Here is a 23,331-nt window from a genome sequence, read left to right on the forward strand (position 1 = left end):
ATGTGTAATGTCGCTCCTTGCTCTCCTGTGCTCCGCACCGGGATGGGGGAAGACAACAATGGTTTCGTTCGGTGAAAGTTCGAACACCTATTCCGCTCCGTGGAATTTGGCAAGCGGTACAATGACAAATGGCAACCGCACCACCGGCACTTCCATGAAAGCTACGGACGGTACGGCGTCCGCGATCCAGGTTACCTATAACATCTCCGGCGGTCTCCTCGGAGGAGTGCAGGCTACCAACAGCAACATGTACGGGACGCACACGATCGGAAGTGGCGGCCTGAACATGTGGAAACAGGCTTACGGCTATGATCTGGATGCCGCCAAGACCACCCGCGGATGGAATGAGACCCTCGTTCTTGGAGTGGGCGGCCTTGTCGCTCCCGGCGATGTTAGCGTTACCGGGTTCCAGGCCAACAGTGGCTATACGATGTCTTCTGTGTTCACCATAAGCGGCTTGGCCAATGTGGCCACGTGGGGGACAAACAGCCCCGTAACCCTCAATGGTACCGGCATCAACGTCAAGAATATCTACCTGGCCGGCTCCAACGGACAGGTAGTGGACCTGCTCCACATCAGCGGCGGGAGTTTGGCTACCCTGCTTTCCAGCGGTACGTTCATGTTGACTTGGCAGTTTGAAACCACTTCTTCTTTCAATCCCAATTCTTCGCTCACCATGGAATTTTCCGACAGCTTGCTTAGCGTGGCAGGCGAGTATGGAATGTCCGCCTTGGCGGTGAGGGACGGAATGCCCAACCTGACGGTGCCGGAACCGGCTACGGCTTCACTGAGCCTTCTTGGACTGGCTGCCCTGCTGATGCGCCGCCGCCGCACCCACTGAACCTGTTTCAGTAAACAATAACTCATGGTCTGAAGGCAGCCGGTGAAACACCCGGCTGCCTTTTAATCGTCCTCCAGAAGCATGCTGCGCAGGGAGTCGAAAAAGTTCCCGGATTCCTCCTCCGTGGCTTCCGCATTCATCAGGTCGTCCCACTTGGCATACTCCATCAGGTGGGGCGGAATCTCGCTCAGGAAGGAGGAGCGCTGGCAGGGCATGCGGTCCCCGTAGCGCAGGCGCGTGGAACAATAAGTCAGCATGAGTTTTTCCTGCGCGCGCGTGATGCCCACGTAAAGCAGGCGGCGTTCCTCGTCACAGTTGCCGTCTTCCAGGGAACGCTTGTGGGGCAGGATGCCTTCTTCCAGCCCTACGAGGTACACCACCGGGAATTCCAGCCCTTTGGCGGCGTGCATGGTGATCAGGCACACGCCGGGCTTGTTCTCCACGTCGTCATCATTATCCTCCTTGTCCAGGGTGACCTGGGCCAGGTAATCCCGGAGGGTTTTTCCGGGCTGCCAGAAGTTGCGGAGGGAGGCCTTCACGTCCCCGATGGAGACGAGGCGCTTCTGGATTTCAGCTTCCGTCTTGCACAGGCGCGTTACATAATCGCTGAACCCGGTTTCCTCAATGAGCTGCTCCATGGCGTCGCCGAAGTCCGTCTCCTTGTCCTGGAAAATGTCAATGTACCTGGCGATCAGCTCATTGAACTCCTGCACGCTGTTGCGGGCGCGGGTGGAAAGGGCCGCCAGGAATTCCTCGTCCTGCAGGGCGGCCCAGACGCTGTTGCCGTGTTCCCGGCTCCAGTCAATGGCCAGGTGGCTGGTCAGCTCGCTGATGCCGCGCGGGGGCGTATTCAGGATGCGCAGCAGGTATTCGTCCGCCTGCGGGTTTTCAATTGTCGCCAGGTAGGAAATGAGGTCCTTCACCTCCTTGCGGTCAAAGAAGCTCTGCGCGCCCACCATGCGGTAGGGAATCTTGTGCTCCCGGAGCGTCTGTTCAATGATGCGGCTCTGGGTGTTCGCCCGGAACAGGATGGCGAAGTCCTCCCAGGGGCGTTCCTCCTGCCTGCGGACGTTTTCAATGTCCGTGATGATGAACTCCGCCTCCTCCGCGTCTCCGGGCATGGAAATCAGGCGGACGGCTTCCCCGCCTCCCTTGTGGGCACGCAGCGTCTTGTCCCTGCGGCCCAGGTTGTGGCGGATCAGGGCATTGGCCGCGTCCAGGATGGGGGCGGTGCAGCGGTAATTCTCCTCCAGCTTGATGACGGTGGGATTCGGGAAAAAGCGTTCGAACTCCAGGATATTGCTGATCTGGGCGCCGCGCCAGCCGTAAATGGACTGGTCGTCGTCCCCCACCACGCAGACATTGTGCGCGGGACCTACCAGATGGCCCAGCAGGCTCATCTGGAGGCTGTTGGTATCCTGGAATTCATCCACCGTAATATAGCGGAAGCGCTGCTGCCAGGCTTCCCGCACGTCCGGATGCTCCTTCAGCAGCTTGTCCGCCAGGATCAGCAGGTCGTCAAAGTCCACGGAATTTTGCGCCTGGAGCTCCCGCTGGTAGGAGGCGGCAATGTTGGCCGTCAGGTTGTCTTCAATGGAGTCCAGGCCCAGGCCGCTGTTCTTCATCCGGCTCATGGCGGAAAGGACGTCCTTGGGACCGATTTTTTCCGTGATGCCTCCGTGGCGGACGATCAGGCGCCGGATCAGGCCGCTCTGCTCGGAACCGCTGTAAATGGTGAAATTGGTCTTGTACCCCAGGCGCCCGATGTCTTCCCGCAGGATGCGCACGCAGAGGGAATGGAAGGTGCTCACCATGATCTGGCGCGCCGCCTTCCGCTCCACCATCTGGCCCACGCGCTCCCGCATTTCCAGGGCGGCCTTGTTCGTGAACGTGACGGCCAGGATGCTCTTGGGGCTGATGCCGCGGTCCACCATGTGGGCGATGCGGCAGGTGACGGTGCGCGTCTTGCCCGTTCCGGCCCCGGCCAGAATCAGCACAGGCCCCTGAAGGGTCTGCACGGCCTTCCTCTGGGCCGTGTTCAGGCTGTCCATGGAAAAGGATTTTCCCATTTACACGTCGAAGTGGATGTCTTTCAAATTCGGGTGCCCGGCAATCAACTGGGAAATGCTCATGCGCGTGCTGCCTTCCAGCTGGACGTCCGTCACCAGCAGGCCGCCGCTTCCGCAGGCGATCAGCAGCCCCTGCTCCCCGGCAGAAAGCACCTGGCCCGGTTTCCCTTCCGCCTCCGGAACGATGGTGAAGCCGGGGAAAATTTTCATGTTGCGGATGCGGTTCTTGCGGTTCCAGTAATTGGTGAAGGTGCCGGGCCACGGGTCATACGCCCGGATCATGCGGCCTATTTCCTCCGCGGGGCGCGTCCAGTCAATCCTGCCGTCCGCTCGCAGGAGCTTGGGAGCGTACGTCGCCAGGAACTCCTGCTGGGGAACGCGGGTAGCGGTCCCTTTCTCAATGGAATGGATGGCCGGGAGCAGAACGTCCGGCGTCATCTGCGCCAGCTTGTCGTGCAGGATTCCTCCGGTTTCCGTTCCTTCCAGCGGGGTGCTGATCTGGGCGATGATGTCCCCCGCGTCCAGTTTTTTGACAATGTGCATGATCGTGATTCCCGTGTGGGAATCTCCGGACTTGATGGCGGACTGGATGCAGGCTGCCCCGCGGTGGCGCGGCAGCAGGGAGGCGTGCGCGTTAATGCAGCCCATGGGAGCCAGGTCAATTACTTCCTGGCTTAAAATCTGCCCGTATGCCATGACTGCGATCAGGTCCGGGTTCAATCTTCTGAGGTTGACCAGCGCGTCCGCCGTCCGCAGGGAATGTGGCTGGAGCACGGGGATGCCCGCTTCCCTGGCAAGGTTCTTGATGGCGGGAGCCGTAAGCACCTGGTGCCTGCCCACGGGGCGGTCAGGCTGCGTAACCAGGCCTACCAGGTCCGTGTTACGGATCAGGCTGCGGAAGGCGGGAATGGCAATGTCGCCTGTGCCCATGAAGACGATGCGCATGGCTGAAAGCTTGCCCTGACGGCCTGCGCAGGTCAATGTTAAATCCGGACCCGGAAGGGGAATATTGGCGCCGGAAGGCCGTTTTTACGGTTCCCTTCCGTCCTGCGGCGGCCGGGAAAAGGGCGTGCGAATGCCCCGCATGGCCGTTTCCCTGCAAGAAGTTCTTTCCGACCGGGCCGGATATGGTATATCCTTGCTCCATGGAGAAAGGAAGGCTGCCGCGCATTCTGATTCTGACTGCAGGGTACGGGGAAGGGCATCATTCCGCGGCCGGAGGCGTGCGGGATGCCCTGGCGGGGCGTGCGGAGGTCCGCGTGACGGACCTGTGCGCGGAGGCCATGCCCGGCATGTTCCGCGTGACCCGCGCCGCGTACCTTTGGATCATTTCCCGCACTCCGCGCCTCTGGAAACTGATGTATGAGGTGAGCGACAGGCGCAACCTGGCGGAAAAGCCCGTCAAGGGGCTGGGCCCGGTGGAACATCTGCTGGAACGCCTGCTGCGGGAGTGGAAGCCGGACGCCGTGGTCTCCACGTACATGGTGTACCCCTACATGCTGGATTCCCTGGCGGCCCGTACCGGAAAGACTGTGCCGTACCTGACCGTCGTGACGGACTCCTGCGTGATCAACAAGTCCTGGCTGTGTTCGGAATCCCCGCTGTGGGCCGTAACGGATCCCTGGACGCGGGAAATCATGATGGAAAAGGGCCTTCCTCCGGACAGGCTGCGCGTGACGGGTTTTCCCGTGAATCCCGGCCTGGGCGCGCTGGCGCGGGAGCATCCCGTTTCCTGGAGGGAGGGGGAACCGTTCCGCGTCCTTTACTTCGCCCAGCGTTCCGCGCGGCATGCCCGTGCGGAGCTGGAAGCCATGCTGGAGGCGGACCCCGCCATCAGCGTGACCTGTATCCTGGGGCGCCGGTTCAGGCGCATTTATCCCCATCTACGGGATTTGCGCGCCAGGTACGGGCGCAGGCTGAAAGTGCGCGGCTGGACGCGCCGCGTGCCCCACTATCTTTCAGCCAGCCATGTGGTGGTGGGGAAGGCCGGGGGGGCTACCGTGCATGAGGTGCTGGCGTCCGCGCGGCCCATGCTGGTCAACTTCCTTCTTCCGGGCCAGGAAGAGGGCAACGCGCACCTGCTGGAGAAGCTGGGCGGCGGCTGCCACGTTCCGGATGCCCGCGCCCTGGCCTCCGCGCTGGCGGGGATGATGGCGGACGGCGGCGCGCAGTGGCGGCGCATGCATGAAAATCTGCTGAAGGCGGATATGACCGGAGGAAGCGGACGGATAGCGGATTTGGTCTTGAAACTGGCGCAGGAACATACTAACTGATTCCCGTGACCTATCTGCTGATTGACAATTCCAACACGCGCACCAAGTTCGTGCTCTCCACGCCGGACGCCCTGCTGCCGGAACGGTACATGATCCCCACCCGGGAGGTGAGCGAGGAACGGCTGGATGAAGTGCTGTCCGGCGTCCGTTATGACGCCGCCGTGGTATGCTCCGTGGTGCCGCGCGTGGCGGAAGTGCTGAAAAACTGGATGGCCAGGCCGTGCCACTTCCTCTCCTGTGATTCCCGGCTGAACGTGGGCATTGACTATCCGCACCCGCGCCAGATAGGCGCCGACAGGCTGGCGAATGCCGTAGGCGCCGTGGCGTATTACGGATATCCGTGCGTCGTGGTGGACTTCGGCACCGCCGTGACCTTTGACGTGATCGGCCCTGAATGCACGTATAAGGGCGGCGTGATCGCTCCGGGGCTTGCCAGCATGGGGGATTACCTGGCGCGCAATACCGCTCTTCTTCCCGCCATTGACCCCCAGGAGCCCTCCCGCGTCATCGGCACCAGCACGGTGGAGGCCATGCAGTCCGGCGCCGTGTACGGCTACCGGGGGCTGGTGAAGGAAATCCTGGCCCGGCTGGAGGAGGAGCTGGGCGTCCGTCCCGCCGTGGTGGCTACGGGAGGGGATGCCGCGCTGATCGCCAGGGGCGTGGAGCGCATTGACCACGTGGACCCGGATATCACGCTGAACGGGTTGCGCATGGCGGCCCCCCTGAATCTTTGAAAAACGGGCAATGGACTGGGCAGGAATCCATTACTTCCGGAAAAACGGCCGGATGACACGTAAAAACTCACAAATAGGTGTTGCAAATTGCGTATACCCCATGTAGTATTCATGAACCTTAACAATAAATATCATGTCTGACAACAGCATCGAAGAAAAAGTAAGAAGTATCATCGTTGACCAACTTGGCGTTGAATCCGATAAAGTGACTGCTGATGCGAAATTCATCGAGGATCTCGGTGCTGATTCGCTGGATACCGTTGAACTCGTGATGGCTTTCGAAGAAAACTTTGACATTGAAGTGCCCGACGAAGAAGCTGAAAAGCTCCAGTCCGTTGCCGACGTGGTTGCCTACATCGAAAAGGTTCAGGGTTAAGTTGAACTGCTAAAATCCTTTATTACAGAAGCGGCTTCCCTGTCCAAGGCAAGGAAGCCGCTTTTTTATGGAAAGCCCCCAGCTTTCTTCTCTTATGAATGACCTGCCCGCCTTCTCCCGTGACGACATCCGCTATGCGGCGGAGATGACCCGGGTGATTTATGAACCGGACCGCCGTATTGACACCTTTGGGGATACCAGGTTCAATTTCCTTCTTATCAGCGAGCTGATGGATGAAGCGGGCGTGGTGCGCGTGCGCAGCGGCTGGGTGGAGGCGGAGAAGCCCAAAATCATCAAGCCTTCCATTTACAATGAAGTCAGTACGGAGGGTTTTTCCGGTGAAGCCAAACGCTTCTTTGACTGGCTTGCCAAAAATGGGCCGGGCTTCATGACGCTGCTGGAATATGGTTTCAGCTTCAAAAGGTCGGAGGTGAGGGAGGAAATTCTGCACGAACCCATTGAGTCCGTGCGCGGGCGCCTGCTGGACCAGGTGCGCAACGGGGAGGATACGTTCATGGCCCTCATTGAGGGGGTGGATGACGCATGGGAGGTCTCCCTCTTGAAATTCACCGTGGAAATGATACAAAAATCCCATGAGATCAATATCTTTGACTTCAAGCGCAAGGGTCTTCTTTAGCCTGCTGGCGGCGGCCTTCTGCGCCCAGGGAGTTTTGGCGGACGGAGAGAACTATTCCCTCTGGCCGCGCCGCCCGGAAGCCCTGGCCGAGGCGCGCCGCCTGATGGACCGCGGCACGCTGCCCCAGGCTCTGGAATTGCTCCAGCCCCTGGCGGAGCAGGGCGGCGTGGTAGGGCGCGAGGCAAAGGATCTCATCGGCAGCCTTCGCATCCGCCAGTTGCTGGACCCCAACGGTCCGGACGTGAAGAAATACACCGTCCGGAGGGGGGATTCCTGGATACGCATGGTCAGGAAGCTGGAATGTTCCCAGGCCATGCTGATGCATCTCAACGGCCTGATGGATATTCCCATCCTGCATGCGGGGGACGTGTTCAAGTACCGTCCCCTGAATTTCCATGTGGTAGTCAACGTGCCGGAAAAAGAGGTCTGCCTTTACGACGGTAAGAATTTTGTGAAAGGGTACCCCATTCTGGCCATGAGGGATGGCGGGAAAAAGAATGTGGAAACCGCCGTCAAGGAGGACCAGGCCTCCGTTTCCATTTACAGCAAGCAGTTTCCCTCCGCGGATAAGACGCTGCTGCTGGCGGCGGGCGGGTATGTCATTGACGCCTCCCGCGGCGCGCCCCGTTCACCGGGCTTTTATTTAAGCCGTCAGGACTGCAATGAACTGGCCATGCTGACCCGCGCTGGCACCAGGGTGACCATTCTCAGGGAGAAGGGAGCGGAGCAGTGAGACTGGTCATTCAGCGCGTTACGGAGGCTGCCGTGCACATCGGCGGCGTGTGTGCCGGAAGAACGGGGCCGGGCCTGCTGATCCTGGCGGGCATAGAAGAGGCGGATACGGAAGAGGACGTGTGCTGGCTTGCCAGGAAGGCGGCGGATATGCGCATTTTTTCCGATGCGGAGGGGAAGATGAACCTTTCTGCCAGGGAGATGGGGGGAAGCGCGCTGGTGGTGAGCCAGTTTACGCTGCACGCCTCCACCCGGAAGGGCAACAGGCCCTCCTTCATCCGCGCCGCAAGGCCTGAACAGGCCATCCCGCTGTATGAATTGTTCAAGGAAGAACTGGCGGACTTGCTGGAAGGCAGGGTGCAGAGCGGGGAGTTTGGCGCGGACATGCAGGTTTCCCTGGTCAACGACGGGCCGGTAACCATTTTCATGGACTCCCGCAGCAGGGAGTGACGGGAGGGGTGAGTGAGGAGAGTGGAGAGTGGAGAGTGGAGAGTGGAGAGTGGAGAGTGGAGAGTGGAGAGTGGAGAGTGGAGAGTGGAGAGTGGAGAGTGGAGCGGCCTTGCGGAATGGGGACTGCCTCCATCCGGAAGTGACAGGGCCAATAAAGGGAAGCCGTACCGTTTTTGCGTTCGGCACGTATAAGGCGCGCTGTGACCAGCCATAAATACTTGAAAAGGGTTGAAATTGGTTGAAGAAGCTTGAAAATACAGGCTTCCGCTCCGGAATGGAAGGGCCACGGGGCAGTTGAAGAAATAAATGCCTGAAAGGGTCCGTCTTGAATAATTGAAAGGGGCATTTGTCCCATTGGGGACACTTCACCCTTTTCTTTCCCCTTCCTGATCTTTTCAGCCATTTAAGGGCCTATTCTTCCGTCTATTTATGGTTGGTTGCAGCGCCGTCTTGCGGAAAGTGGGAATGCTTCACTTGCTCCGGTTTCTGTCTGTTGCGCAGGTTTGCGGCGTTTCCCGGAGCAATAAAAAACTCCCGGCGGGCACGAGCGCCGCCGGGAGTTCTGATTAACGTTTTGAAAAGGGGGCCCGCCTTAGTAGGCGAGGCCTTCCTTGGTGTTGGCCACGATGAAGTCGCGGTTGAGGCGGGCAATGTTGTCCACGCTCACGCCCTTCGGGCAGGCGGCTTCACATTCATACTGGTTCGTGCAGTTGCCGAAGCCTTCCGCTTCCATCTGCTTCATCATGGACAGGACGCGCTTGGTGCGTTCCGGCTGTCCCTGCGGCAGCAGATTGAGGTGGGCAATCTTGGCGGACGTGAACAGCATGGCGGAGGCGTTCTTGCAGGAGGCCACGCAGGCGCCGCAGCCGATGCAGGCGGCGGCGTCAAAGGCGGCTTCAGCCTTCACCTTTTCCACGGCGATGTTGTTGGCGTTCGGCGCGGAGCCGGTGCGCACGTCAATGTAGCCGCCGGCGGCGATGATGCGGTCCAAGGCGGAGCGGTCCACCATGAGGTCCCGCAGGATCGGGAAGGCCTTCGCGCGGAAGGGTTCGATCCAGACGGTATCGCCGTCCTTGAACTTGCGCATGTGGAGCTGGCAGGTGGTCACCTGGCGTTCCGGACCGTGGGGGATGCCGTTGATCGTCAGGGAGCACATGCCGCAGATGCCTTCCCGGCAGTCATGGTCAAAGTGGATAGGCTCCTTGCCATCCTTCACCAGGCCTTCGTTGACGATGTCCAGCATTTCCAGGAAGGAGGCGTCTTCCGGAATGTCCTTGGCGGCATAGGTCTCAATGCGGCCCTTGGCTTCCCGGTTTTCCTGGCGCCAGACCTTGAGAGTGAGATTGAGTGTTTTAGCCATGTTATAATCTTTCTTTTACGTGTTAATGTATTGGCTATCTTTACTTGTAGCTGCGGATGGCAAGGTGCACGTTGTCGAAGGTCAGCGGTTCCTTGTGAAGAATCGGCAGGCTGTCCACCCCGGTGTATTCCCAGGCGGCCACGTAGGCGTATTCTTCATCATTGCGCTTGGCTTCGCCGTCCGGCAGCTGGTATTCCACGCGGAAGTGGGCGCCGCAGGATTCCTCGCGGTTCAGGGCGTCATAGCAGAGCAGCTGGGCGAATTCCAGGAAGTCCGCCACGCGGCAGGCTTTTTCCAGTTCCGCATTGATGCCGTCCGCCGTGCCGGTTACGCGCACGTTTTCCCAGAATTCCTTGCGGAGCTTGGGGATGCGTTCAATGGCGTTCATCAGGCTTTCCCGCGTACGGGCCATGCCGCAGTCTTCCCACATGATGAGGCCCAGTTCCCGGTGGAAGGAATCCACGGTCTTGGTGCCTTTTACGTTCAGGAGCTTGTTGATGCGTTCCTTCACTTCGTCTTCCGCGGCCTTGAATTCCGGGGAGGCGGTGGTGACGGAGCCGGGCTTGATGGTCGTCAGGAAGGCCGGCAGGGTGGCCGGAATCACGAAGTAGCCGTCGGACAGGCCCTGCATCAGCGCGGAGGCGCCCAGGCGGTTGGCCCCGTGGTCGGAGAAGTTGGCTTCACCGAGGACGTGCAGGCCCTTCACGTTGGACATGAGGTTGTAGTCCACCCACAGGCCGCCCATTGTGTAGTGGGAGGCGGGATAGATCATCATGGGCGTTTCATGGGGATCATCGTCCGTGATTTCCTCGTACATGTCGAAGAGGTTGCCGTACTGGCCGTCAATCCATTCGCGGCCCATGCGCTTGATTTCATCCGCAAAGTCCAGGAAGACGCCCTTGCCGGTGATGGCTACGCCGCGGCCGTCGTCGCAGGCTTCCTTGGCGGCGCGGGAGGAGATGTCACGCGGAGCCAGGTTGCCGAAGGAGGGGTACTTGCGTTCCAGGTAATAGTCGCGTTCTTCTTCGGGAACGTCGGAAGGCTTGATTTCCTTCTTGCGGATTTTTTCCGCGGTTTCACGGGATTTGGGCACCCAGATGCGGCCGCTGTTGCGGAGGGATTCCGACATCAGCGTGAGCTTGGACTGGTAGTCCCCCTTCACCGGAATGCAGGTGGGGTGGATTTGCGTGAAGCAGGGGTTGGCAAAGAAGGCGCCGCGCTTGTAGGCCTTGTAGGCGGCGGTGACGTTGCAGCCCATCGCGTTGGTGGACAGGAAGAAGACGTTGCCGTAGCCACCCGTGCAGAGCAGGACGGTGTCCCCGGCGTAGGACTGGATTTCACCGGTGATCAGGTTGCGGGTGACGATGCCCCTGGCTTCGCCGTCCACCAGCACCACATCCATCATTTCATGGCGGGCGAACATTTCAATGTGCCCCTTGGCCACTTCCTTTTCCAGGGCCTGGTAGGCGCCCAGCAGGAGCTGCTGGCCCGTCTGTCCGCGTGCGTAGAAGGTGCGCTTGAGCTGGGCGCCGCCGAAGGAGCGGTTGTCCAGCAGGCCGCCGTATTCGCGGCCGAAGGGAACGCCCTGGGCCACGCACTGGTCAATGATGTTGGAGGAAACTTCAGCCAGGCGGTAGACGTTGGCTTCACGGGCGCGGAAGTCGCCGCCCTTCACGGTGTCATAGAACAGACGGTAGACGGAGTCGCCGTCATTCTGGTAGTTCTTGGCCGCGTTGATGCCGCCCTGGGCCGCAATGGAGTGGGCGCGGCGGGGGCTGTCCTGGTAGCAGAAGCACTTGACGTTGTAGCCAAGCTCGGCAAGCGTGGCGGCGGCGGAGGCGCCGGCCAGGCCGGAGCCTACCACGAGCACGGTGTACTTGCGCTTGTTGTTCGGGTTGATCAGTTTGGACTCAAGCTTGTACTTGGACCATTTGTCCTGAATCGGGCCGGAGGGAATCTTGGCATCCGGCATCCAGTCGCTTACGGGAAAATTAATCATGACTTTGAGAGGAGTTGATGGTTATTTGATGATACCCAGAAGAACCGAGACCGGCACGGAAATGAAGCCCAGGCAGATCACTGCGCCGTACGCGATGGCGAGAAAGTTATAGAAGGGCCGGATTTTGCGGGAATCAGCGCCCACCGTCTGGAAGATGGACTGCACGCCGTGGCGCAGGTGGCTGAACAGCATCAGGATGGCCAGGATGTAGAACGCGGAGCACCATACATTGGAGAATCCGGCCACGATCATCTTGTATACGTCAAAGGTTTCCACCTTGCCGTCGGAAATGAAGGCGGTGTACTGGGAGGGGTCATAGCCCACGCGCAGGGTGTACTGGTACAAGTGGTAGATCAGGAACACCAAGATAGTCAGGCCGGTGTAGATCATGTAGCGGGAGGAGAGCGTAGCCTTGATCGTGTTCTTGAACACGTAGGGTTCGCGGGCGGCGTGGTTTTCCAGCTTCAGCTGGATGGTCAGCCAGATATGGATGATGAAGATCACCGCAAGGCCCAGGCGGATGCCCCAGAGGGCGGCTTCCGGCATGGAATGCAGGCCGTGGGCGTAAGTGTTGATCCATTCAGGTCCCCCGAAAATGAGAAGGTTGCCTGCCAGGTGTCCCGCAAGGAACAAGACCAAACATAACCCCGTCAGCGCCACAATGATTTTGCGGCCGATGGAGGATGTCACGAATGTACATATGGTTTTTACTAGTGCATTCATAGGCGCTCTAATGAAATAAATGCGTCTCCACAGGATGCCCGGTTCAAAACCGGATGGCAAGCCTCTTCTTGAATTCCCGGCGCTTTTTGGATTTTTGAAAAGACGTGGAAAGGCGTTGCAGTTCACTAGTTTGGAATAGTTATAATTTTGTTACCTGTTCCGGCTTGACGCGCCTTTCCGCATGGGCGTATCGTCAGGGCATGAAAAGGAGCAAGAAAGAAGTGCTGGATGCGGATTTTGCGGCTGCGCGCGCCGGAGTGCTGGATGTGGCCGCGTTTCTGGACCGTGTGGACCGGGGGGAAGGAGATGCGGATTTCCGCTTCCGCGCCTTGATGGAGGTGCTCCCGCTCCTGGCCGCGCCCGGTTCCGGACGCGTGCGCGCCATTCTGGAAGCCCTTTCCTACACGGATGCCGCCGTGCCGGAAACCGCCGCCGCCAAGGCGGCCTGCGGGGCCCCGAACCTCAACAAATAAGAATCATGGCTTTCATTGAACCTCACATACACATGGTATGCCGCACCACGGACGAATACCGGGCCATGGCGCAGGCGGGCTGCCTGGCGGTAGGGGAACCGGCGTTCTGGGCCGGTTATGACCGTTCCTCCGCGGACGGTTTCCGGGATTACTTCGTGCAGCTTACGGAATGCGAACCTGCCAGGGCGGCCAAGTTCGGCCTGGACCATTACACTTGGCTGTGCATCAACCCCAAGGAGGCGCAGGACGTGGCCTTTGCCCGGGAGGTGATGCAGCTCATTCCGGAGTTTATTGACCGGCCCAATGTCCTGGGCATCGGGGAAATAGGGCTGAACCGGAACACCACCCATGAGATGACCATTTTTGAAGAGCATCTGGATCTGGCGATACGCCTGCACCAGCTTGTCCTGATTCACACTCCGCACCTGGAAGACAAGCTGAAGGGGACCAGGATGATTCTTTCCGCCCTGAAAAACCGTCCGGAGCTGGACCCCGGCCGCGTGCTGGTGGACCACTGTGAGGAACATACCTTCCCGCTGGTGAAGGAGGCCGGCTACTGGGCCGGACTGACCCTTTACCCCACCAGCAAGCTGAATCCCAAGCGGGCGGCGGATATTCTGGAAATATACGGGATGGACCGCGTCTGGGCCAATTCCGCCGCGGACTGGGGGGATTCCGACCCCCTGGCGCTGACGGCCCTGGCCTGTGAGCTGTACAAACGGGGATTTTCCCGGAGGGAGGCGGAAGACCTTCTTGTAGGCAATCCGGAAGCGTTCATGGGGCAGTCCCCGAAGTTCCGGAAAGTATCCTCCCGCTAGCGTCGTGCATGGCCGGGATGGCGCTGCGGCGCCTAGTCCCCGTCCGGAAGAAATACGGTGAAGATGGCTCCCAGGATGACGGCAGCGTCATCCAGCAGCCCCAGCTTGCCGATACCGTCAAGCAGGAATTCATCAGGAGTCAGGATGTAGACCGCCGCAATGGCGATCAGCCATATATTCCGCTTGTTGAAAAAATGCGGCTCTCCCTTTTTGCCTTTGAAGTACCGGAAAAGGCGCAGGAGCAGTTGCTGTTTCTGGAGGTTCATGATCGGGATATGGGGTATTGAGTTTAAAACGTTTCCCCCCTTCCAGGCGTAAGGGGCAACTTTAAATTGCGCAGGAGGGGGACTGCTGCAAGGATGGGATGCGCCGCCCGCGGAGGAAAGATGGTTTTTCCCGTTTCCGGTTCCGGCTGTTCCGGCGTGGGGGAAAAGGCTTTGTGCGGAAAGTGGGCGGTGCGGACGCCCCTCCATAAAACATTTCCGCCGGGGGAGGCCTGAACATCATTTTTACGGAGGAGAATTTCCCGCCTGTGCAGAGTTTTGCAGGGAAGGGAGAAGTATCCGCCCCGGTAACGTAAGCCGCGGCACGCAGATGCGAAAGGGCTGCCCCACGGAATCGTGAGGCAGCCCTGAAAGAAAAACGGAGGTCCGGTGTGGTTTTATGCCCTGCGGCGGCGCATCATCAGCGCAGCCAGGCCCAGCAGGCCCAGGGTAGCCGTTGCGGGTTCCGGCACGCTGGCGATTTCACTCATCAGCTGGCTGATCTGTTCCTGGGAAAGGGCGGAGTCATGGACATAAAGCTGTTCGATGGCATCGGCCAGTCCGGCGTTGATCAGAATCTGGGTGATGTCCACACTGCCGAATTTCAGGCCGGAGGCGGTATAGTACGCGTCACTGTTGCCCAGGTAAATGCGGGTGCCGAGTTCCCCGGTGACCACGGAAATGGTGAGTTTTCCTTCCGCCCCCAGGGGAGAAGAAGTAGGACCGCCGCTGTAGGCGCCGTTATTCCATAAGCCCTGGAGAGCGCCGGAGGTATTGATGCCCACGCCCCAGCTCGTGCTGCCGCCTTTGGCGTTGAACAGGGCCGTGAAAGCATCCGGGGTGGTGATCTTGGATAAATCCAGAACCATGGTCACAGTCATGTTGTTGCGTGTGCCGCCACCGGAAACGGGTTGGCTGAATGTCGTGCCGGACATCACCAGATTGCCTCCATCAGTGGTGATGGCAACGGAATCCTTCTGGGTGCCGAAATCCGCCAGGCGGGAGGCGAAGTCGGAATACCCTACAAGGGAACTGTCCAGAAGCGTGGTAGCCGCAGTAGCGCTCAGGCTCATGCCGACTGCAAGCATTAAGGTGGATAGTATTTTCTTCATGATCAATGTTCTGGGTAAACGGTGCGCGTGCTCATGCCTAAGGCAGGGCTTCTGCGTAAGTAGCTAAATAGCGGATTTGGAATCCGGATTTGGAATCCGGCAAGTATGAAAAAGAGGCCAAATCAATAGGGAGATCAATGAATAACAAAGACCATCCACTACGCTAATAAAAGAACCAGAGCCGTCAAAAAATCATTATTTCCAACGAATTATGAATGCAATATATTAACCTTTAATATTTTTAATTGTTCGCGGATTCCAAATCCGCTACAAAGCCTAAAAGGAAGAGGACAATAGACATGAAGAAAACACTAACAATTTTAACCGTGCTCGGGACCTTTGCCGTTTCCTCCGAAGCTGCGACTGTTTTTAATTACTACACTCCCGGAGCAGACAATTACAATAGCGCCATTCATGGGTTCTATCTGGGGCTGGATTCCTCCGCCCTGGCGCCCGTCTCCGGTTCCGGCTCTCCCGCCTCCCTGTCCGGAGATATCCGGCTGGACAGTTTTACCCTGCGCGGGCCCAGCGGCAATACGGGCATTAACGTCGCTTACGGTTTTCTGGTGCTGAACGCTTCCGACAATTCGGTCATCGGCCTGAGCACCAATATGGGAACCTCCGGCAACGGGGTTAATCTGACGTTCAATTTCTCAGCTGTGGACGGTTCTTCCCTGATTCTTGACGCCGGCACGACGTACCGCTACCTGACCGTGAGCCAGGCCGTGATGGACATGATCAACGGAGATACGTCAAAAACGTACTTGTATGCTGCGGGAGGGACAGGCGCCCCTACTTCTTCCACGGATGGAGATACGGTAACCATCAGCAACGGATTGACTGCTCCCGGCATTCGCGGTCATCATGACAGCGCGGGAGCGCCTGATGATTCCGTTGTTATTACGGGAGCCAATGGAACCAATACCTTCAGCCCATTATCCCCCATTTTTACGGAGATCCGCGGGGAAGTGGTTCCGGAACCCGCTACGGCCACGCTGGGCCTTCTGGGCCTGGCTGCCCTGATGATGCGCCGCCGCAGGGCCTGAGCCCGGATGGAAGGCATTTGACGGATAAGGGCTGTTCTCATGGAACAGCCCTTATTTTTTACCCCCGGAAAAAGGGCTGCGAATTTAACGTATCCGGATGCGGGATTCATGCCCTCCGGAGGGTACGGGATTCCCGGTTTCAGGTTCCCGCATCCGCTTTTCTCCGCATGGCGGCAATTTTCTCAAAGCGCTTTTGCGACGGAGTGCCGGAGACCATTTCCTTTACCGGGAAATGCCGGTCAAATTCAGCGGCGCACTTTTCATCAAGATCATACACGGCGGCTTCCACATAACGGCCCTTCATGCCTGACAGGGCACCTTCCTGCAATTCGCAGGCCTGGAGGGCCACCGCATACATATTATCCGCCGTTCTGATGCCCAGCGTTTCCGCGGGTACGAACCCGTGGCGTGAATAGTAGTCCGGGTCGCCGTAGAGCAGAATGGCGCGGAACCCCATTTCTCGCGCCCTTTCTTTGGTATGGCCGATCATCTGCCGTCCAATCCCCCGGCGCTGGTATTCCGGAAGAACGGAAATGGGCCCCATGCCCAGCACCTCGCATTCCTTCCCGTCATCTGTCCTGATGACGGATTTTACATAAACGATGTTCCCGACGATGCGGCCGCCGTGGACGGCTACCACATCCAGCTCCGGGATAAAGGAGGGGCTGCCGCGCATGATATGGAGCAGGTAATGTTCATTGCAGCCGGGGGAATAATGGTTCCAGAACGCTTCCCGCGTGGCATTTTCCGTTTCAGCATAGTCTGCGGGCTGCTCTGTTCTTAATTCAATAGCCATAAAAAGTTTTTCTTTACGGTTCCCCCTTGGAGAAGTTCCAGAGGCGGTGCATGGTAATGACGTCCGGAATGTTCAGGGGACGCACCACGCGGAAGCCGATCATGCCGCCGTCCGTCAGGTACCAGATGCTTTTGGGGTTCTGGGGGTCCTGCCGGTTCCAGGCCGGAGAGCTGGCGCGGCGCGCGGCGCTCCGCAGCCCTTCCGGGTCATCCTCCCAGGAGCCTCCGCGGACGATGTGGGGAGCCCTGGGCGTGATGACCAGGGGGTCTTTCACGGGTTGGCCGTCCCGCTTGGCGTAAGTATCCGGCGCGTAAGAATCCAGAACCCATTCCGCCACGTTTCCGTGCATGTCCCGGAGACCCCATTTATTCGGCTTTTTAGAGCCTGTTTTCTGGTAGCGGTCGTTGGAATTATCCCAGTACCAGGCGTACCGGTCCAGGGGCTCCTCCCCGTTTCCGTAGGAATAGGCGCCAGGGTTCCCGGCACGGCAGGCGTATTCCCATTCCGCTTCCGTAGGCAGGCGGTAGTAGTGCCCGGTCTGGGCGCTCAGCCATTCGCAGAATTTGCTGGCTGCATGGTGGGACATGGAGATGGCGGGCATGCCGTGTTCATAACCGTGGCCCATGCCCAGGTTCATGGCGGTGTACGGGGCCGTGGGCTGCGTGACGGAGTCCCACAGTTCATCATCCGGCTGTTCTTCCAGAAGCTGGCCGTCCCTGGCGCGGGGGCGCCCGTTTTCCATGAAGGCCGTATACAGCTCCCACGGAATTTCCATCTCAGAGATCCAGAAGGGGGAGACGGCCACCTCATGCCGGGGGCCTTCATCCGGCTTGCGGCCCGGTTCCTCCGCAGGGCTTCCCATCAGGAAGGTTCCCCCCGGAATGGCGATCATGCGCAGGGAGGCCCCCGCCGCAGGCACGGCTTCCGTATAGGATTCAAAGCGCGCCGGAGTTCCGGAAGCTTCAATGAGCTGGTGGATCTGGCGCGTAGTGCCCGCCAGTTCCTGGGAAGGGAGATCCTCGGGAATAGGGAGGGCGGGGCCTGCGGCGCGGTCCAGTTCTCGTTTTTGGAGGGCGGAGCGGGTTTCTCCCCACTGGCGCGCGCTGGTAATGCGCGCGGCATCCTCCGTGGCCGGCCGGGGGGAACTTTCGTCCCGGCACCCGGTCAGCAGGGCGCTTCCCCCCAGAAAGCAGGAAACAAGGAAAATGCCGCGCATGGGATGGTGGTTGGGCCGGAGCCTTACATCGTCATGCCCCCGTCACAGGCGATGACCTGTCCGGTGATGTAGCGGGCATCGTTAGAGGCAAGGAAGGCCGCCAGGGCGGCGATGTCTTCCACGGAGCCCTGTTCCTTCAGGGGAATTTTCTTGACGATTTCTTCCTTGAGGTTGTCCGGAATGGCGTTGGACATTTCCGTGGAAATGAAGCCGGGAGCGATGGCGTTGCACGTCACCCTGCGCGGCGCGAATTCCAGGGCCAGGGACTTGCTGAAGCCAATCAGCCCGGCCTTGGAGGCGGCGTAGTTGGCCTGCCCGATGTTGCCCACGAGGCCGATGACGGAACTCATGTTAATGATGCGTCCGGCAGGGGACTTCATCAGCACGCGCTGCAGGGCCTTCACCGTATTGAACGCGCTTTTCAGGTTGGTATCCATGACGGCGTCCCAGTCTTCCTCCTTCATGCGGAGCATGAGGGAATCACGGGTGATGCCGGCGTTGTTCACTAGAATGTCAATCTGCGGGAAATCCTTCAGGATGGCGGAGACGGTTTCCTGAACGGCGGCGTAGTCCGCCACGTCGCAGGGATAGGCCTTGCAGGAGTCCGGGAATTCCTTGTTAATCTCTTCTGCGGCTCCTCCGCAGCTTGACGGGCTGCGGCTGATCAGGATGACTTTGGCTCCTTCCGAAGCGAAGCGGCGGGCGATGGCATTGCCGATGCCGCGGCCTGCCCCGGTAACGATGGCTGTTTTACCTGCTAACTTTTGCATGTTACCCACAGTAAACCCGTTTTTCACGGTTCCGGCAAGCTTGAAATGGAAGCGGGAAAGGGCGGTTGTTCTCCACGGCTTTTCCTGTATGGGCGCCTTTTTTGGTCAATTCGGCGGGAGGAGGCCTTCAGGGTTGGGAGAAAGAACGTTTCCGGCTGGAGCTGGCGTATTGTCCTCCTCCGGTTCCGCCACATCTTCATCCGGTTCGACGAGTTCGCTGAATTCATCCGAGTTTTCCAAAATGTCCTTTAAGGCGGCGGAGCCGTAATAGCGGGCTTCCAGCAGCCGCTGGCCCTCCTTTTCACAGCGTTCGCTCAGCATGTCCATCCGTTCCTCCATTTTTTCTGACAGGGCGTCCATTTTTTCCTTTTCCGCCTCGGTCAATTTTTCCCGTAAGTCCCTGAGGCGCTGAATGTCCTTCTGGATGCCCTGCAGCTTCTTGACGGCCTTGTCCCCGCTTTCCTTGTCCTGTACTGCCGCCAGCGTCTGCTGGACGTCAATGGCTACGGAAAAGGCCTGGTTGAGGAGGGAATCCGCGGACGGAGTTTTTTCCGCCGGGGCTGCCGGCGCGGGGGAAGCCGCCGGGGCGGCCGTTTCACCAAAGGCGAGCGGAACTCCGGCCACCAGGGCGGAAGCCAGAACAGGGAGAAGGAAAGTCTTCATCCTGCCTTTTTAAGGCAGGATGAAACCCAGGGCAAGGAGAAAAGGGCGCCTGAAAAGGGGATGGCGTTTATTCCGCCGTGATGCCGCCCTTCTCGTCGTCCAGAATGCCTGACTTTTCCAGGTAATAATCGTAGCCTCCCGCGTAGGTGGTGATGGTTCCACGGTTCACGTGCAGGGTTTTCTCCGCCAGGGAGCGGATGAAGTGCACGTCGTGGGAGATGAAAACCAGGGTTCCTTCATAATGCTTCAGGGCCTGGACCAGGGCTTCCACGGACAGGAGGTCCAGGTGCGTGGTCGGTTCATCCATCAGCAGGAGATTGGGCGGGTCCACCAGGAACTTGACCAGGCTGAGGCGTGATTTTTCACCGCCGGAGAGCACGCTGACGCGCTTTTCCACATCCAGCCTCCGGAACAGGAAGGAGCCCAGGATGGAGCGGGCCTCCTCCTCGCGGATTTCAGCGTTGCACTTCATGATCTCCTCCAGCACGGTGTTTTCCGGATTCAGGTTTTCCGTACGGGCCTGGGAGAAGTAACCGATGCGCGTGGTGGTGCCGGGAGTGCGTTTGCCGGAGTCAATGGGGATGATGCCCGCCAGGATTTTCAGCAGGGTGGATTTGCCCGCGCCGTTGGGGCCTACCAGCACGGTGCGTTCTCCGCGTTCCACCAGCAGGTCCAGGTTTTCATAAACCTTGTGGTCGCCGTAGGACTGGCTGATTTTTTCCAGCTCCATGACTTTCTGGGTGCTGCGCGGCGGCTGGGGAAAGTTGAATTTGAACACTTTCCTGCGCGCCACGGGTTTCTGGATGACCTTCATCTTTTCCAGCTGCTTGATGCGGCTCTGCACCTGGCCTGCCTTGGAGTTGATGGAGCGGAAACGGTCGATAAACTCCTGAATGTGCGCGATTTCCTTCTGCTGGTTGCGGTAGGCGGCCTGAAGCTGTTCAAAGCGCAGGTCACGCTGTTTCAGGAAGTCCGAGTAATTGCCGCGGTATTCCACCAGTTCCTCGTTGTCGATGTCGTACACGTTCTCCACCAGTTCATCCATGAAGTCCCGGTCGTGGGAAATCATCAGGATGGCGCCGGGGTAATTTTTCAGGTAGCGCTGGAACCACAGCAGGGAGAGGAGGTCCAGGTGGTTGGTCGGTTCGTCCAGCATCAGGAGGTCCGGTTCCAGGACGAGAAGCTTGGCCAGGTACGCGCGCATGATCCAGCCGCCGGACATTTCCCGCGCCGGGCGGTGGAAGTCGCTTTCGCGGAAGGCCAGCCCCTTGAGGATTTTCTTGGCCTTGGGCTCCAGTTGGTAGCCGTTGGCGGCATTAAAGGTGTCAATGGCTTCCGCATACTCCGGCGTGTCCGTTTTGTTGGCGTTTTCTGCCGTGCGGATGACGTGGATGGCCCGTTCCATTTCCGGCGTGATGCCCATGGCTATCTCCAGCACGGTTTCATCCTTCGGCTCGCTGGCTTCCTGCGGAAGATAGCCCACCATGGCGTATTCATCCATGTTGATGGAGCCTTCATCCGGCGTATCCTCTCCCAGAATCATGCGGAACAGGGTAGACTTGCCTGCGCCGTTGGGGCCTACCAGGGCAACACGTTCCCCCCAGTTAATGGTCATTTCCGTTTCCCTGAACAGGGTGCGTCCGGCGTGTGATTTCGTGAGCTTTTTGATCGTCAGCATGGTGAAGAAGGGCGGCATTCTACCGGGCCGGAAAGGGGAAGGCAAGAGCCGTCAGGGCGGCAGCGGGCATTTTTGAAAGCTTTACTGGATTTTTACACGCAATCTGCTAGCCTTGGCGCGCCATGCCGACCATGCAGACATTCAGGCTTTTACTTGCCGCCGCCCTTTTGTGCGGGTGGAGTTCCTGCTGTACTCCCCCGGATGAGGACTTTGTACAAAAACCTTACGTGCAGCGGCAGATGTCCGGCCTGGCGAATGACTTTCTGGCCCTGCTTCCGCCTGAGAAGGCCGCTCTTCCCGCCGCCCGGGAAGAGGCCAAATGGCTGGCTGACACGGCTGTGGTGCAGTCCGCCGCCATTGCCCGGGAGAACAGGATTGTGCTGTTCGGCTGGCTGAACAACATCCTGGTTAACTCCAACATGCGGGACCGCGGCCTCTGCTGGCAGGTCCAGCAGGATTTGTACCGCGACATGCGCCGCCGCCCCGTGAAGTTTTTCCGGGTAGGCCTGACCATCCGCGACCGTGGAACGGGCAGGGAGCACAGTTGCGTGTACGTGAACGCCGCTGGCGGGGGATTGCAGGATTCCATCGTCCTGGACGCCTGGAAAAACTGCGGGCACCTGGTGGTGCTGAAGCAGAAGGACCGGGAAGGCAGGAAATGGGAGGAGGACTGGCGGGAACCTTTCGTATCCAAGGCATTTCCGGAAGGGCATTCCTACGGAATGGACCATCACCTGGTCTGGCCCGGCTGGGCTAAAAAACGCCCGATGCTGATACAAAGGATGTTCCAGTCCAGCCAGCAGGAAGAGGCCAAGTCCTCAAGCCCCGCGGCTGACGGCGGTAAACAGGCCGTTGAAAAGGGCCGGAGCTGATGATTGCAGCCGCCCATGGCGGCTGGGACGGCGTGCCCGGTTATTGCCCCGGGGAACGCTGTGCCCGTTTTTTACGTGAAATACGGGTGAACCGGGGAATGACGGCTGAAACCCGGATTCAGGGCAAATAAAAACGCACTCAGTGCGTACACCGAGTGCGGATTAATTGGATGATTTGCTAATGTTGCAGGGCAAGCCCTGCTGCAAACTTACTTGCCCTTGGCCTGCACAACCGGAGCGGGAGCAGGAGTGGTGGTTTGCTGCTGCTGCTGCTGCTGGGAGCAAGAAGCAACCAGGCAAGCGGCGCCGGCGATGGCGAGGATAGCGATGTTCTTCATAATTCGAATTAAATACAGTGTTTGTTAACTACTGGAACCTCCGCATCCACGGAGGTTTGCTGGGACCAATGTAAATGGTGGCAAGTAGAAATCAAGAGATTTTCTTGTTCCATGTCACGGCATTACAGAAAAGAGCAGGGCCCCCGGTTTCAGGAGCCCTGCTCTTTTTGATCCATTATGGAAAACGGCCAGTTTTAAAACCGTTTTTTACGGTTATAATGTGGTGCCGAGTTCAATAATGGAGTAGTCACCGTCCGGGCGGCGGTACACGATCTGGAGCACGTCGCGGCGCGCATTCCTATAGAGCACGAAGGGCTTGTCGGAAAGTTCCAGTTCCATGATGGCTTCCTCCTTGTAAAGCTTTTTGAGATTGTAGCTTTCCCTGTGAATGAGCAGGGGTTCCGGGTCTTCCTTGGACTCTCCGGGGTAATCCAGTACGGAATCGTCATACACCGTTTCATCCAGCTTGCGGATGGTTTCCTGGTGATGGGGACGGTAATTTTTCATCAGGCGCGTCTTGTGCTTGCGCATGCGGCGCATGATTTTAGTGATCGTTTCATCAATGCAGGCGTACATGTCCGTCCCTTCCGTGGAAGCGTCAATGGTGATGTGGTCGGAGCAGAACAGGATCACCTGGGAAATCTTGCGGTCGCGTTGCACATCAAGCAATACTTTAACCTCCATAATGCGCGGGAAGTCCAGCCGGATCCCCTCAATCTTTTTCGTCACGAATTCCCGGATCGCGTCTGTGACTTCCACGTGACGGCCCGTGATCGTAATGGGTGTGTTTACGTTTACCTTTTGCATTGTCGTACCTCTTTCTAGTTGATGTTAATGCGCGGAACCCAGTCCGCACCTTTCAAGATATACTGATTTGACAATGTTTGTCGAGGAATCCTTTCTTTTTTTCCGTGTGCGCGGCAGGGGTCTTCTTTATGCCACTCCGCGTTTGCGGAAGAGTGGCGCGCGTCCTACCTGTTGTGATCCAAGCCGCCGCAGGGGAAGTGCGTTTTGATGCGGTCCTGCGCCGCCCCCGGAAAGCGTTTCCGGGCTTCTGTCATACGGGTGGAACCGTAAAAATTTTTATATGAA

Annotated in this window: 25 protein-coding genes; 11 read left to right on the forward strand and 14 right to left on the reverse strand. The window is 58.8% G+C overall.

Going from position 1 to position 23,331, the window contains the following annotated elements; translation table 11 throughout:
* The first annotated feature begins 154 nt into the window (after window positions 1-154).
* Window positions 155-841: a PEP-CTERM sorting domain-containing protein gene (locus CXU21_RS08775; RefSeq protein WP_180972492.1), complete on the forward strand. Its 687-nt coding sequence runs from the start codon at window positions 155-157 to the stop codon at window positions 839-841.
* A gap of 62 nt (window positions 842-903) precedes the next feature.
* Here CXU21_RS08775 and CXU21_RS08780 read toward each other — a convergent pair whose 3' ends face one another.
* Together CXU21_RS08780 and fmt are read right to left on the reverse strand one after the other, a co-directional pair.
* Entirely contained in the window at window positions 904-2,892 is a 1,989-nt protein-coding gene (locus CXU21_RS08780) for an ATP-dependent helicase (RefSeq protein ID WP_257997381.1), read from the reverse strand.
* An 18-nt stretch (window positions 2,893-2,910) separates the two neighbouring features.
* The gene (gene fmt / locus CXU21_RS08785) at window positions 2,911-3,855 is read right to left on the reverse strand and encodes a methionyl-tRNA formyltransferase (RefSeq protein ID WP_102725767.1); all 945 of its coding nucleotides are present in this window, start codon (window positions 3,853-3,855) and stop codon (window positions 2,911-2,913) included.
* Between the two features lie 200 nt (window positions 3,856-4,055).
* On the opposite strand from fmt, the gene CXU21_RS08790 reads away from it, so the two are divergent.
* The 6 genes from CXU21_RS08790 to dtd all read left to right on the forward strand — a co-directional run bounded on the left by CXU21_RS08790 (window position 4,056) and on the right by dtd (window position 8,112).
* The gene (locus CXU21_RS08790; protein ID WP_180972746.1) at window positions 4,056-5,183 is read left to right on the forward strand and encodes an MGDG synthase family glycosyltransferase; all 1,128 of its coding nucleotides are present in this window, start codon (window positions 4,056-4,058) and stop codon (window positions 5,181-5,183) included.
* Window positions 5,184-5,188: 5 nt separating this feature from the next.
* The gene (locus CXU21_RS08795; RefSeq protein WP_102715067.1) at window positions 5,189-5,917 is read left to right on the forward strand and encodes a type III pantothenate kinase; all 729 of its coding nucleotides are present in this window, start codon (window positions 5,189-5,191) and stop codon (window positions 5,915-5,917) included.
* A gap of 133 nt (window positions 5,918-6,050) precedes the next feature.
* A complete protein-coding gene (locus CXU21_RS08800; RefSeq protein WP_012420022.1) occupies window positions 6,051-6,293 on the forward strand; it encodes an acyl carrier protein in 243 nt (80 codons plus the stop codon).
* Window positions 6,294-6,387: 94 nt separating this feature from the next.
* The gene (locus tag CXU21_RS08805; protein ID WP_257996583.1) at window positions 6,388-6,930 is read left to right on the forward strand and encodes a hypothetical protein; all 543 of its coding nucleotides are present in this window, start codon (window positions 6,388-6,390) and stop codon (window positions 6,928-6,930) included.
* Window positions 6,902-7,663: a LysM peptidoglycan-binding domain-containing protein gene (locus tag CXU21_RS08815; RefSeq protein ID WP_180972747.1), complete on the forward strand. Its 762-nt coding sequence runs from the start codon at window positions 6,902-6,904 to the stop codon at window positions 7,661-7,663. Before CXU21_RS08805 ends, CXU21_RS08815 begins: the two co-directional genes overlap by 29 nt.
* Entirely contained in the window at window positions 7,660-8,112 is a 453-nt protein-coding gene (gene dtd, locus CXU21_RS08820; protein WP_102715075.1) for a D-aminoacyl-tRNA deacylase, read from the forward strand. The genes CXU21_RS08815 and dtd overlap by 4 nt, the downstream gene beginning before the upstream one ends.
* A gap of 592 nt (window positions 8,113-8,704) precedes the next feature.
* On the opposite strand, the gene CXU21_RS08830 is transcribed toward dtd, so the two are convergent.
* Genes CXU21_RS08830 through CXU21_RS08840 form a run of 3 tightly spaced genes read right to left on the reverse strand, consistent with a single transcriptional unit; the run spans window position 8,705 to window position 12,194 of the window.
* On the reverse strand, window positions 8,705-9,472 hold the full coding sequence (locus tag CXU21_RS08830) for a succinate dehydrogenase/fumarate reductase iron-sulfur subunit (RefSeq protein WP_102715077.1): 768 nt from the start codon (window positions 9,470-9,472) through the stop codon (window positions 8,705-8,707).
* Window positions 9,473-9,512: 40 nt separating this feature from the next.
* A complete protein-coding gene (locus tag CXU21_RS08835) occupies window positions 9,513-11,471 on the reverse strand; it encodes a fumarate reductase/succinate dehydrogenase flavoprotein subunit (RefSeq protein WP_102725771.1) in 1,959 nt (652 codons plus the stop codon).
* Window positions 11,472-11,492: 21 nt separating this feature from the next.
* Window positions 11,493-12,194 carry a succinate dehydrogenase cytochrome b subunit gene (locus CXU21_RS08840; RefSeq protein ID WP_102715081.1) on the reverse strand — a complete coding sequence of 234 codons (702 nt, stop codon included), beginning with the start codon at window positions 12,192-12,194 and terminating at the stop codon, window positions 11,493-11,495.
* Between the two features lie 200 nt (window positions 12,195-12,394).
* On the opposite strand from CXU21_RS08840, the gene CXU21_RS12415 reads away from it, so the two are divergent.
* On the forward strand, window positions 12,395-12,667 hold the full coding sequence (locus CXU21_RS12415; RefSeq protein WP_180972748.1) for a hypothetical protein: 273 nt from the start codon (window positions 12,395-12,397) through the stop codon (window positions 12,665-12,667).
* 32 nt (window positions 12,668-12,699) lie between these two features.
* Window positions 12,700-13,485 (forward strand): TatD family hydrolase, encoded by a 786-nt coding sequence (locus tag CXU21_RS08845; protein WP_257997382.1) that lies wholly within the window; start codon window positions 12,700-12,702, stop codon window positions 13,483-13,485.
* Window positions 13,486-13,517: 32 nt separating this feature from the next.
* On the opposite strand, the gene CXU21_RS12420 is transcribed toward CXU21_RS08845, so the two are convergent.
* A complete protein-coding gene (locus CXU21_RS12420) occupies window positions 13,518-13,751 on the reverse strand; it encodes a DUF1232 domain-containing protein (protein WP_180972498.1) in 234 nt (77 codons plus the stop codon).
* Between the two features lie 395 nt (window positions 13,752-14,146).
* Window positions 14,147-14,860, reverse strand: coding sequence for a PEP-CTERM sorting domain-containing protein (locus CXU21_RS08855; RefSeq protein WP_146017032.1), 714 nt, complete (start codon window positions 14,858-14,860; stop codon window positions 14,147-14,149).
* 299 nt (window positions 14,861-15,159) lie between these two features.
* Between CXU21_RS08855 and CXU21_RS08860 the strand changes: the two genes are divergently transcribed.
* A complete protein-coding gene (locus CXU21_RS08860; RefSeq protein WP_146017033.1) occupies window positions 15,160-15,906 on the forward strand; it encodes a PEP-CTERM sorting domain-containing protein in 747 nt (248 codons plus the stop codon).
* A gap of 139 nt (window positions 15,907-16,045) precedes the next feature.
* On the opposite strand, the gene CXU21_RS08865 is transcribed toward CXU21_RS08860, so the two are convergent.
* The 5 genes from CXU21_RS08865 to CXU21_RS08885 all read right to left on the reverse strand — a co-directional run bounded on the left by CXU21_RS08865 (window position 16,046) and on the right by CXU21_RS08885 (window position 21,029).
* On the reverse strand, window positions 16,046-16,702 hold the full coding sequence (locus CXU21_RS08865; RefSeq protein ID WP_102715089.1) for a GNAT family N-acetyltransferase: 657 nt from the start codon (window positions 16,700-16,702) through the stop codon (window positions 16,046-16,048).
* A 13-nt stretch (window positions 16,703-16,715) separates the two neighbouring features.
* The gene (locus tag CXU21_RS08870; protein WP_102725775.1) at window positions 16,716-17,918 is read right to left on the reverse strand and encodes a formylglycine-generating enzyme family protein; all 1,203 of its coding nucleotides are present in this window, start codon (window positions 17,916-17,918) and stop codon (window positions 16,716-16,718) included.
* A gap of 23 nt (window positions 17,919-17,941) precedes the next feature.
* Complete coding sequence (gene fabG / locus CXU21_RS08875) at window positions 17,942-18,688, reverse strand: 3-oxoacyl-[acyl-carrier-protein] reductase (protein ID WP_102725776.1); 747 nt, start codon at window positions 18,686-18,688, stop codon at window positions 17,942-17,944.
* Window positions 18,689-18,793: 105 nt separating this feature from the next.
* On the reverse strand, window positions 18,794-19,351 hold the full coding sequence (locus CXU21_RS08880; RefSeq protein ID WP_102725777.1) for a hypothetical protein: 558 nt from the start codon (window positions 19,349-19,351) through the stop codon (window positions 18,794-18,796).
* A 67-nt stretch (window positions 19,352-19,418) separates the two neighbouring features.
* Window positions 19,419-21,029, reverse strand: a complete 1,611-nt coding sequence (locus tag CXU21_RS08885; RefSeq protein WP_102715986.1) for an ABC-F family ATP-binding cassette domain-containing protein — start codon at window positions 21,027-21,029, stop codon at window positions 19,419-19,421.
* 122 nt (window positions 21,030-21,151) lie between these two features.
* Here CXU21_RS08885 and CXU21_RS08890 point away from each other — a divergent pair, with 122 nt between their 5' ends.
* A complete protein-coding gene (locus tag CXU21_RS08890) occupies window positions 21,152-21,901 on the forward strand; it encodes a hypothetical protein (RefSeq protein ID WP_180972749.1) in 750 nt (249 codons plus the stop codon).
* 209 nt (window positions 21,902-22,110) lie between these two features.
* On the opposite strand, the gene CXU21_RS12590 is transcribed toward CXU21_RS08890, so the two are convergent.
* Window positions 22,111-22,239 carry a hypothetical protein gene (locus CXU21_RS12590; RefSeq protein ID WP_257996584.1) on the reverse strand — a complete coding sequence of 43 codons (129 nt, stop codon included), beginning with the start codon at window positions 22,237-22,239 and terminating at the stop codon, window positions 22,111-22,113.
* Between the two features lie 213 nt (window positions 22,240-22,452).
* The gene (hpf, locus tag CXU21_RS08895) at window positions 22,453-23,046 is read right to left on the reverse strand and encodes a ribosome hibernation-promoting factor, HPF/YfiA family (RefSeq protein ID WP_102715099.1); all 594 of its coding nucleotides are present in this window, start codon (window positions 23,044-23,046) and stop codon (window positions 22,453-22,455) included.
* Window positions 23,047-23,331: the final 285 nt, after the last annotated feature.

The sequence above is a fragment of the Akkermansia muciniphila genome, from assembly GCF_002884975.1.
GTDB lineage: Bacteria > Verrucomicrobiota > Verrucomicrobiia > Verrucomicrobiales > Akkermansiaceae > Akkermansia > Akkermansia muciniphila_C.

Bases quoted from the DNA above. Each gene is read 5' to 3' on its own strand.
- CXU21_RS08775 (WP_180972492.1), top strand. From the start codon at position 155: ATGAAAGCTACGGACGGTACGGCGTCCGCGATCCAGGTTACCTATAAC.
- CXU21_RS08780 (WP_257997381.1), bottom strand. From the start codon at position 2,892: ATGGACAGCCTGAACACGGCCCAGAGGAAGGCCGTGCAGACCCTTCAG.
- fmt (WP_102725767.1), bottom strand. From the start codon at position 3,855: ATGCGCATCGTCTTCATGGGCACAGGCGACATTGCCATTCCCGCCTTC.
- CXU21_RS08790 (WP_180972746.1), top strand. From the start codon at position 4,056: ATGGAGAAAGGAAGGCTGCCGCGCATTCTGATTCTGACTGCAGGGTAC.
- CXU21_RS08800 (WP_012420022.1), top strand. From the start codon at position 6,051: ATGTCTGACAACAGCATCGAAGAAAAAGTAAGAAGTATCATCGTTGAC.
- CXU21_RS08805 (WP_257996583.1), top strand. From the start codon at position 6,388: ATGAATGACCTGCCCGCCTTCTCCCGTGACGACATCCGCTATGCGGCG.
- CXU21_RS08830 (WP_102715077.1), bottom strand. From the start codon at position 9,472: ATGGCTAAAACACTCAATCTCACTCTCAAGGTCTGGCGCCAGGAAAAC.
- CXU21_RS08835 (WP_102725771.1), bottom strand. From the start codon at position 11,471: ATGATTAATTTTCCCGTAAGCGACTGGATGCCGGATGCCAAGATTCCC.
- CXU21_RS08840 (WP_102715081.1), bottom strand. From the start codon at position 12,194: ATGAATGCACTAGTAAAAACCATATGTACATTCGTGACATCCTCCATC.
- CXU21_RS12415 (WP_180972748.1), top strand. From the start codon at position 12,395: ATGAAAAGGAGCAAGAAAGAAGTGCTGGATGCGGATTTTGCGGCTGCG.
- CXU21_RS08845 (WP_257997382.1), top strand. From the start codon at position 12,700: ATGGTATGCCGCACCACGGACGAATACCGGGCCATGGCGCAGGCGGGC.
- CXU21_RS12420 (WP_180972498.1), bottom strand. From the start codon at position 13,751: ATGAACCTCCAGAAACAGCAACTGCTCCTGCGCCTTTTCCGGTACTTC.
- CXU21_RS08855 (WP_146017032.1), bottom strand. From the start codon at position 14,860: ATGAAGAAAATACTATCCACCTTAATGCTTGCAGTCGGCATGAGCCTG.
- CXU21_RS08860 (WP_146017033.1), top strand. From the start codon at position 15,160: ATGAAGAAAACACTAACAATTTTAACCGTGCTCGGGACCTTTGCCGTT.
- CXU21_RS08865 (WP_102715089.1), bottom strand. From the start codon at position 16,702: ATGGCTATTGAATTAAGAACAGAGCAGCCCGCAGACTATGCTGAAACG.
- CXU21_RS08870 (WP_102725775.1), bottom strand. From the start codon at position 17,918: ATGCGCGGCATTTTCCTTGTTTCCTGCTTTCTGGGGGGAAGCGCCCTG.
- fabG (WP_102725776.1), bottom strand. From the start codon at position 18,688: ATGCAAAAGTTAGCAGGTAAAACAGCCATCGTTACCGGGGCAGGCCGC.
- CXU21_RS08880 (WP_102725777.1), bottom strand. From the start codon at position 19,351: ATGAAGACTTTCCTTCTCCCTGTTCTGGCTTCCGCCCTGGTGGCCGGA.
- CXU21_RS08885 (WP_102715986.1), bottom strand. From the start codon at position 21,029: ATGCTGACGATCAAAAAGCTCACGAAATCACACGCCGGACGCACCCTG.
- CXU21_RS08890 (WP_180972749.1), top strand. From the start codon at position 21,152: ATGCCGACCATGCAGACATTCAGGCTTTTACTTGCCGCCGCCCTTTTG.
- CXU21_RS12590 (WP_257996584.1), bottom strand. From the start codon at position 22,239: ATGAAGAACATCGCTATCCTCGCCATCGCCGGCGCCGCTTGCCTGGTT.
- hpf (WP_102715099.1), bottom strand. From the start codon at position 23,046: ATGCAAAAGGTAAACGTAAACACACCCATTACGATCACGGGCCGTCAC.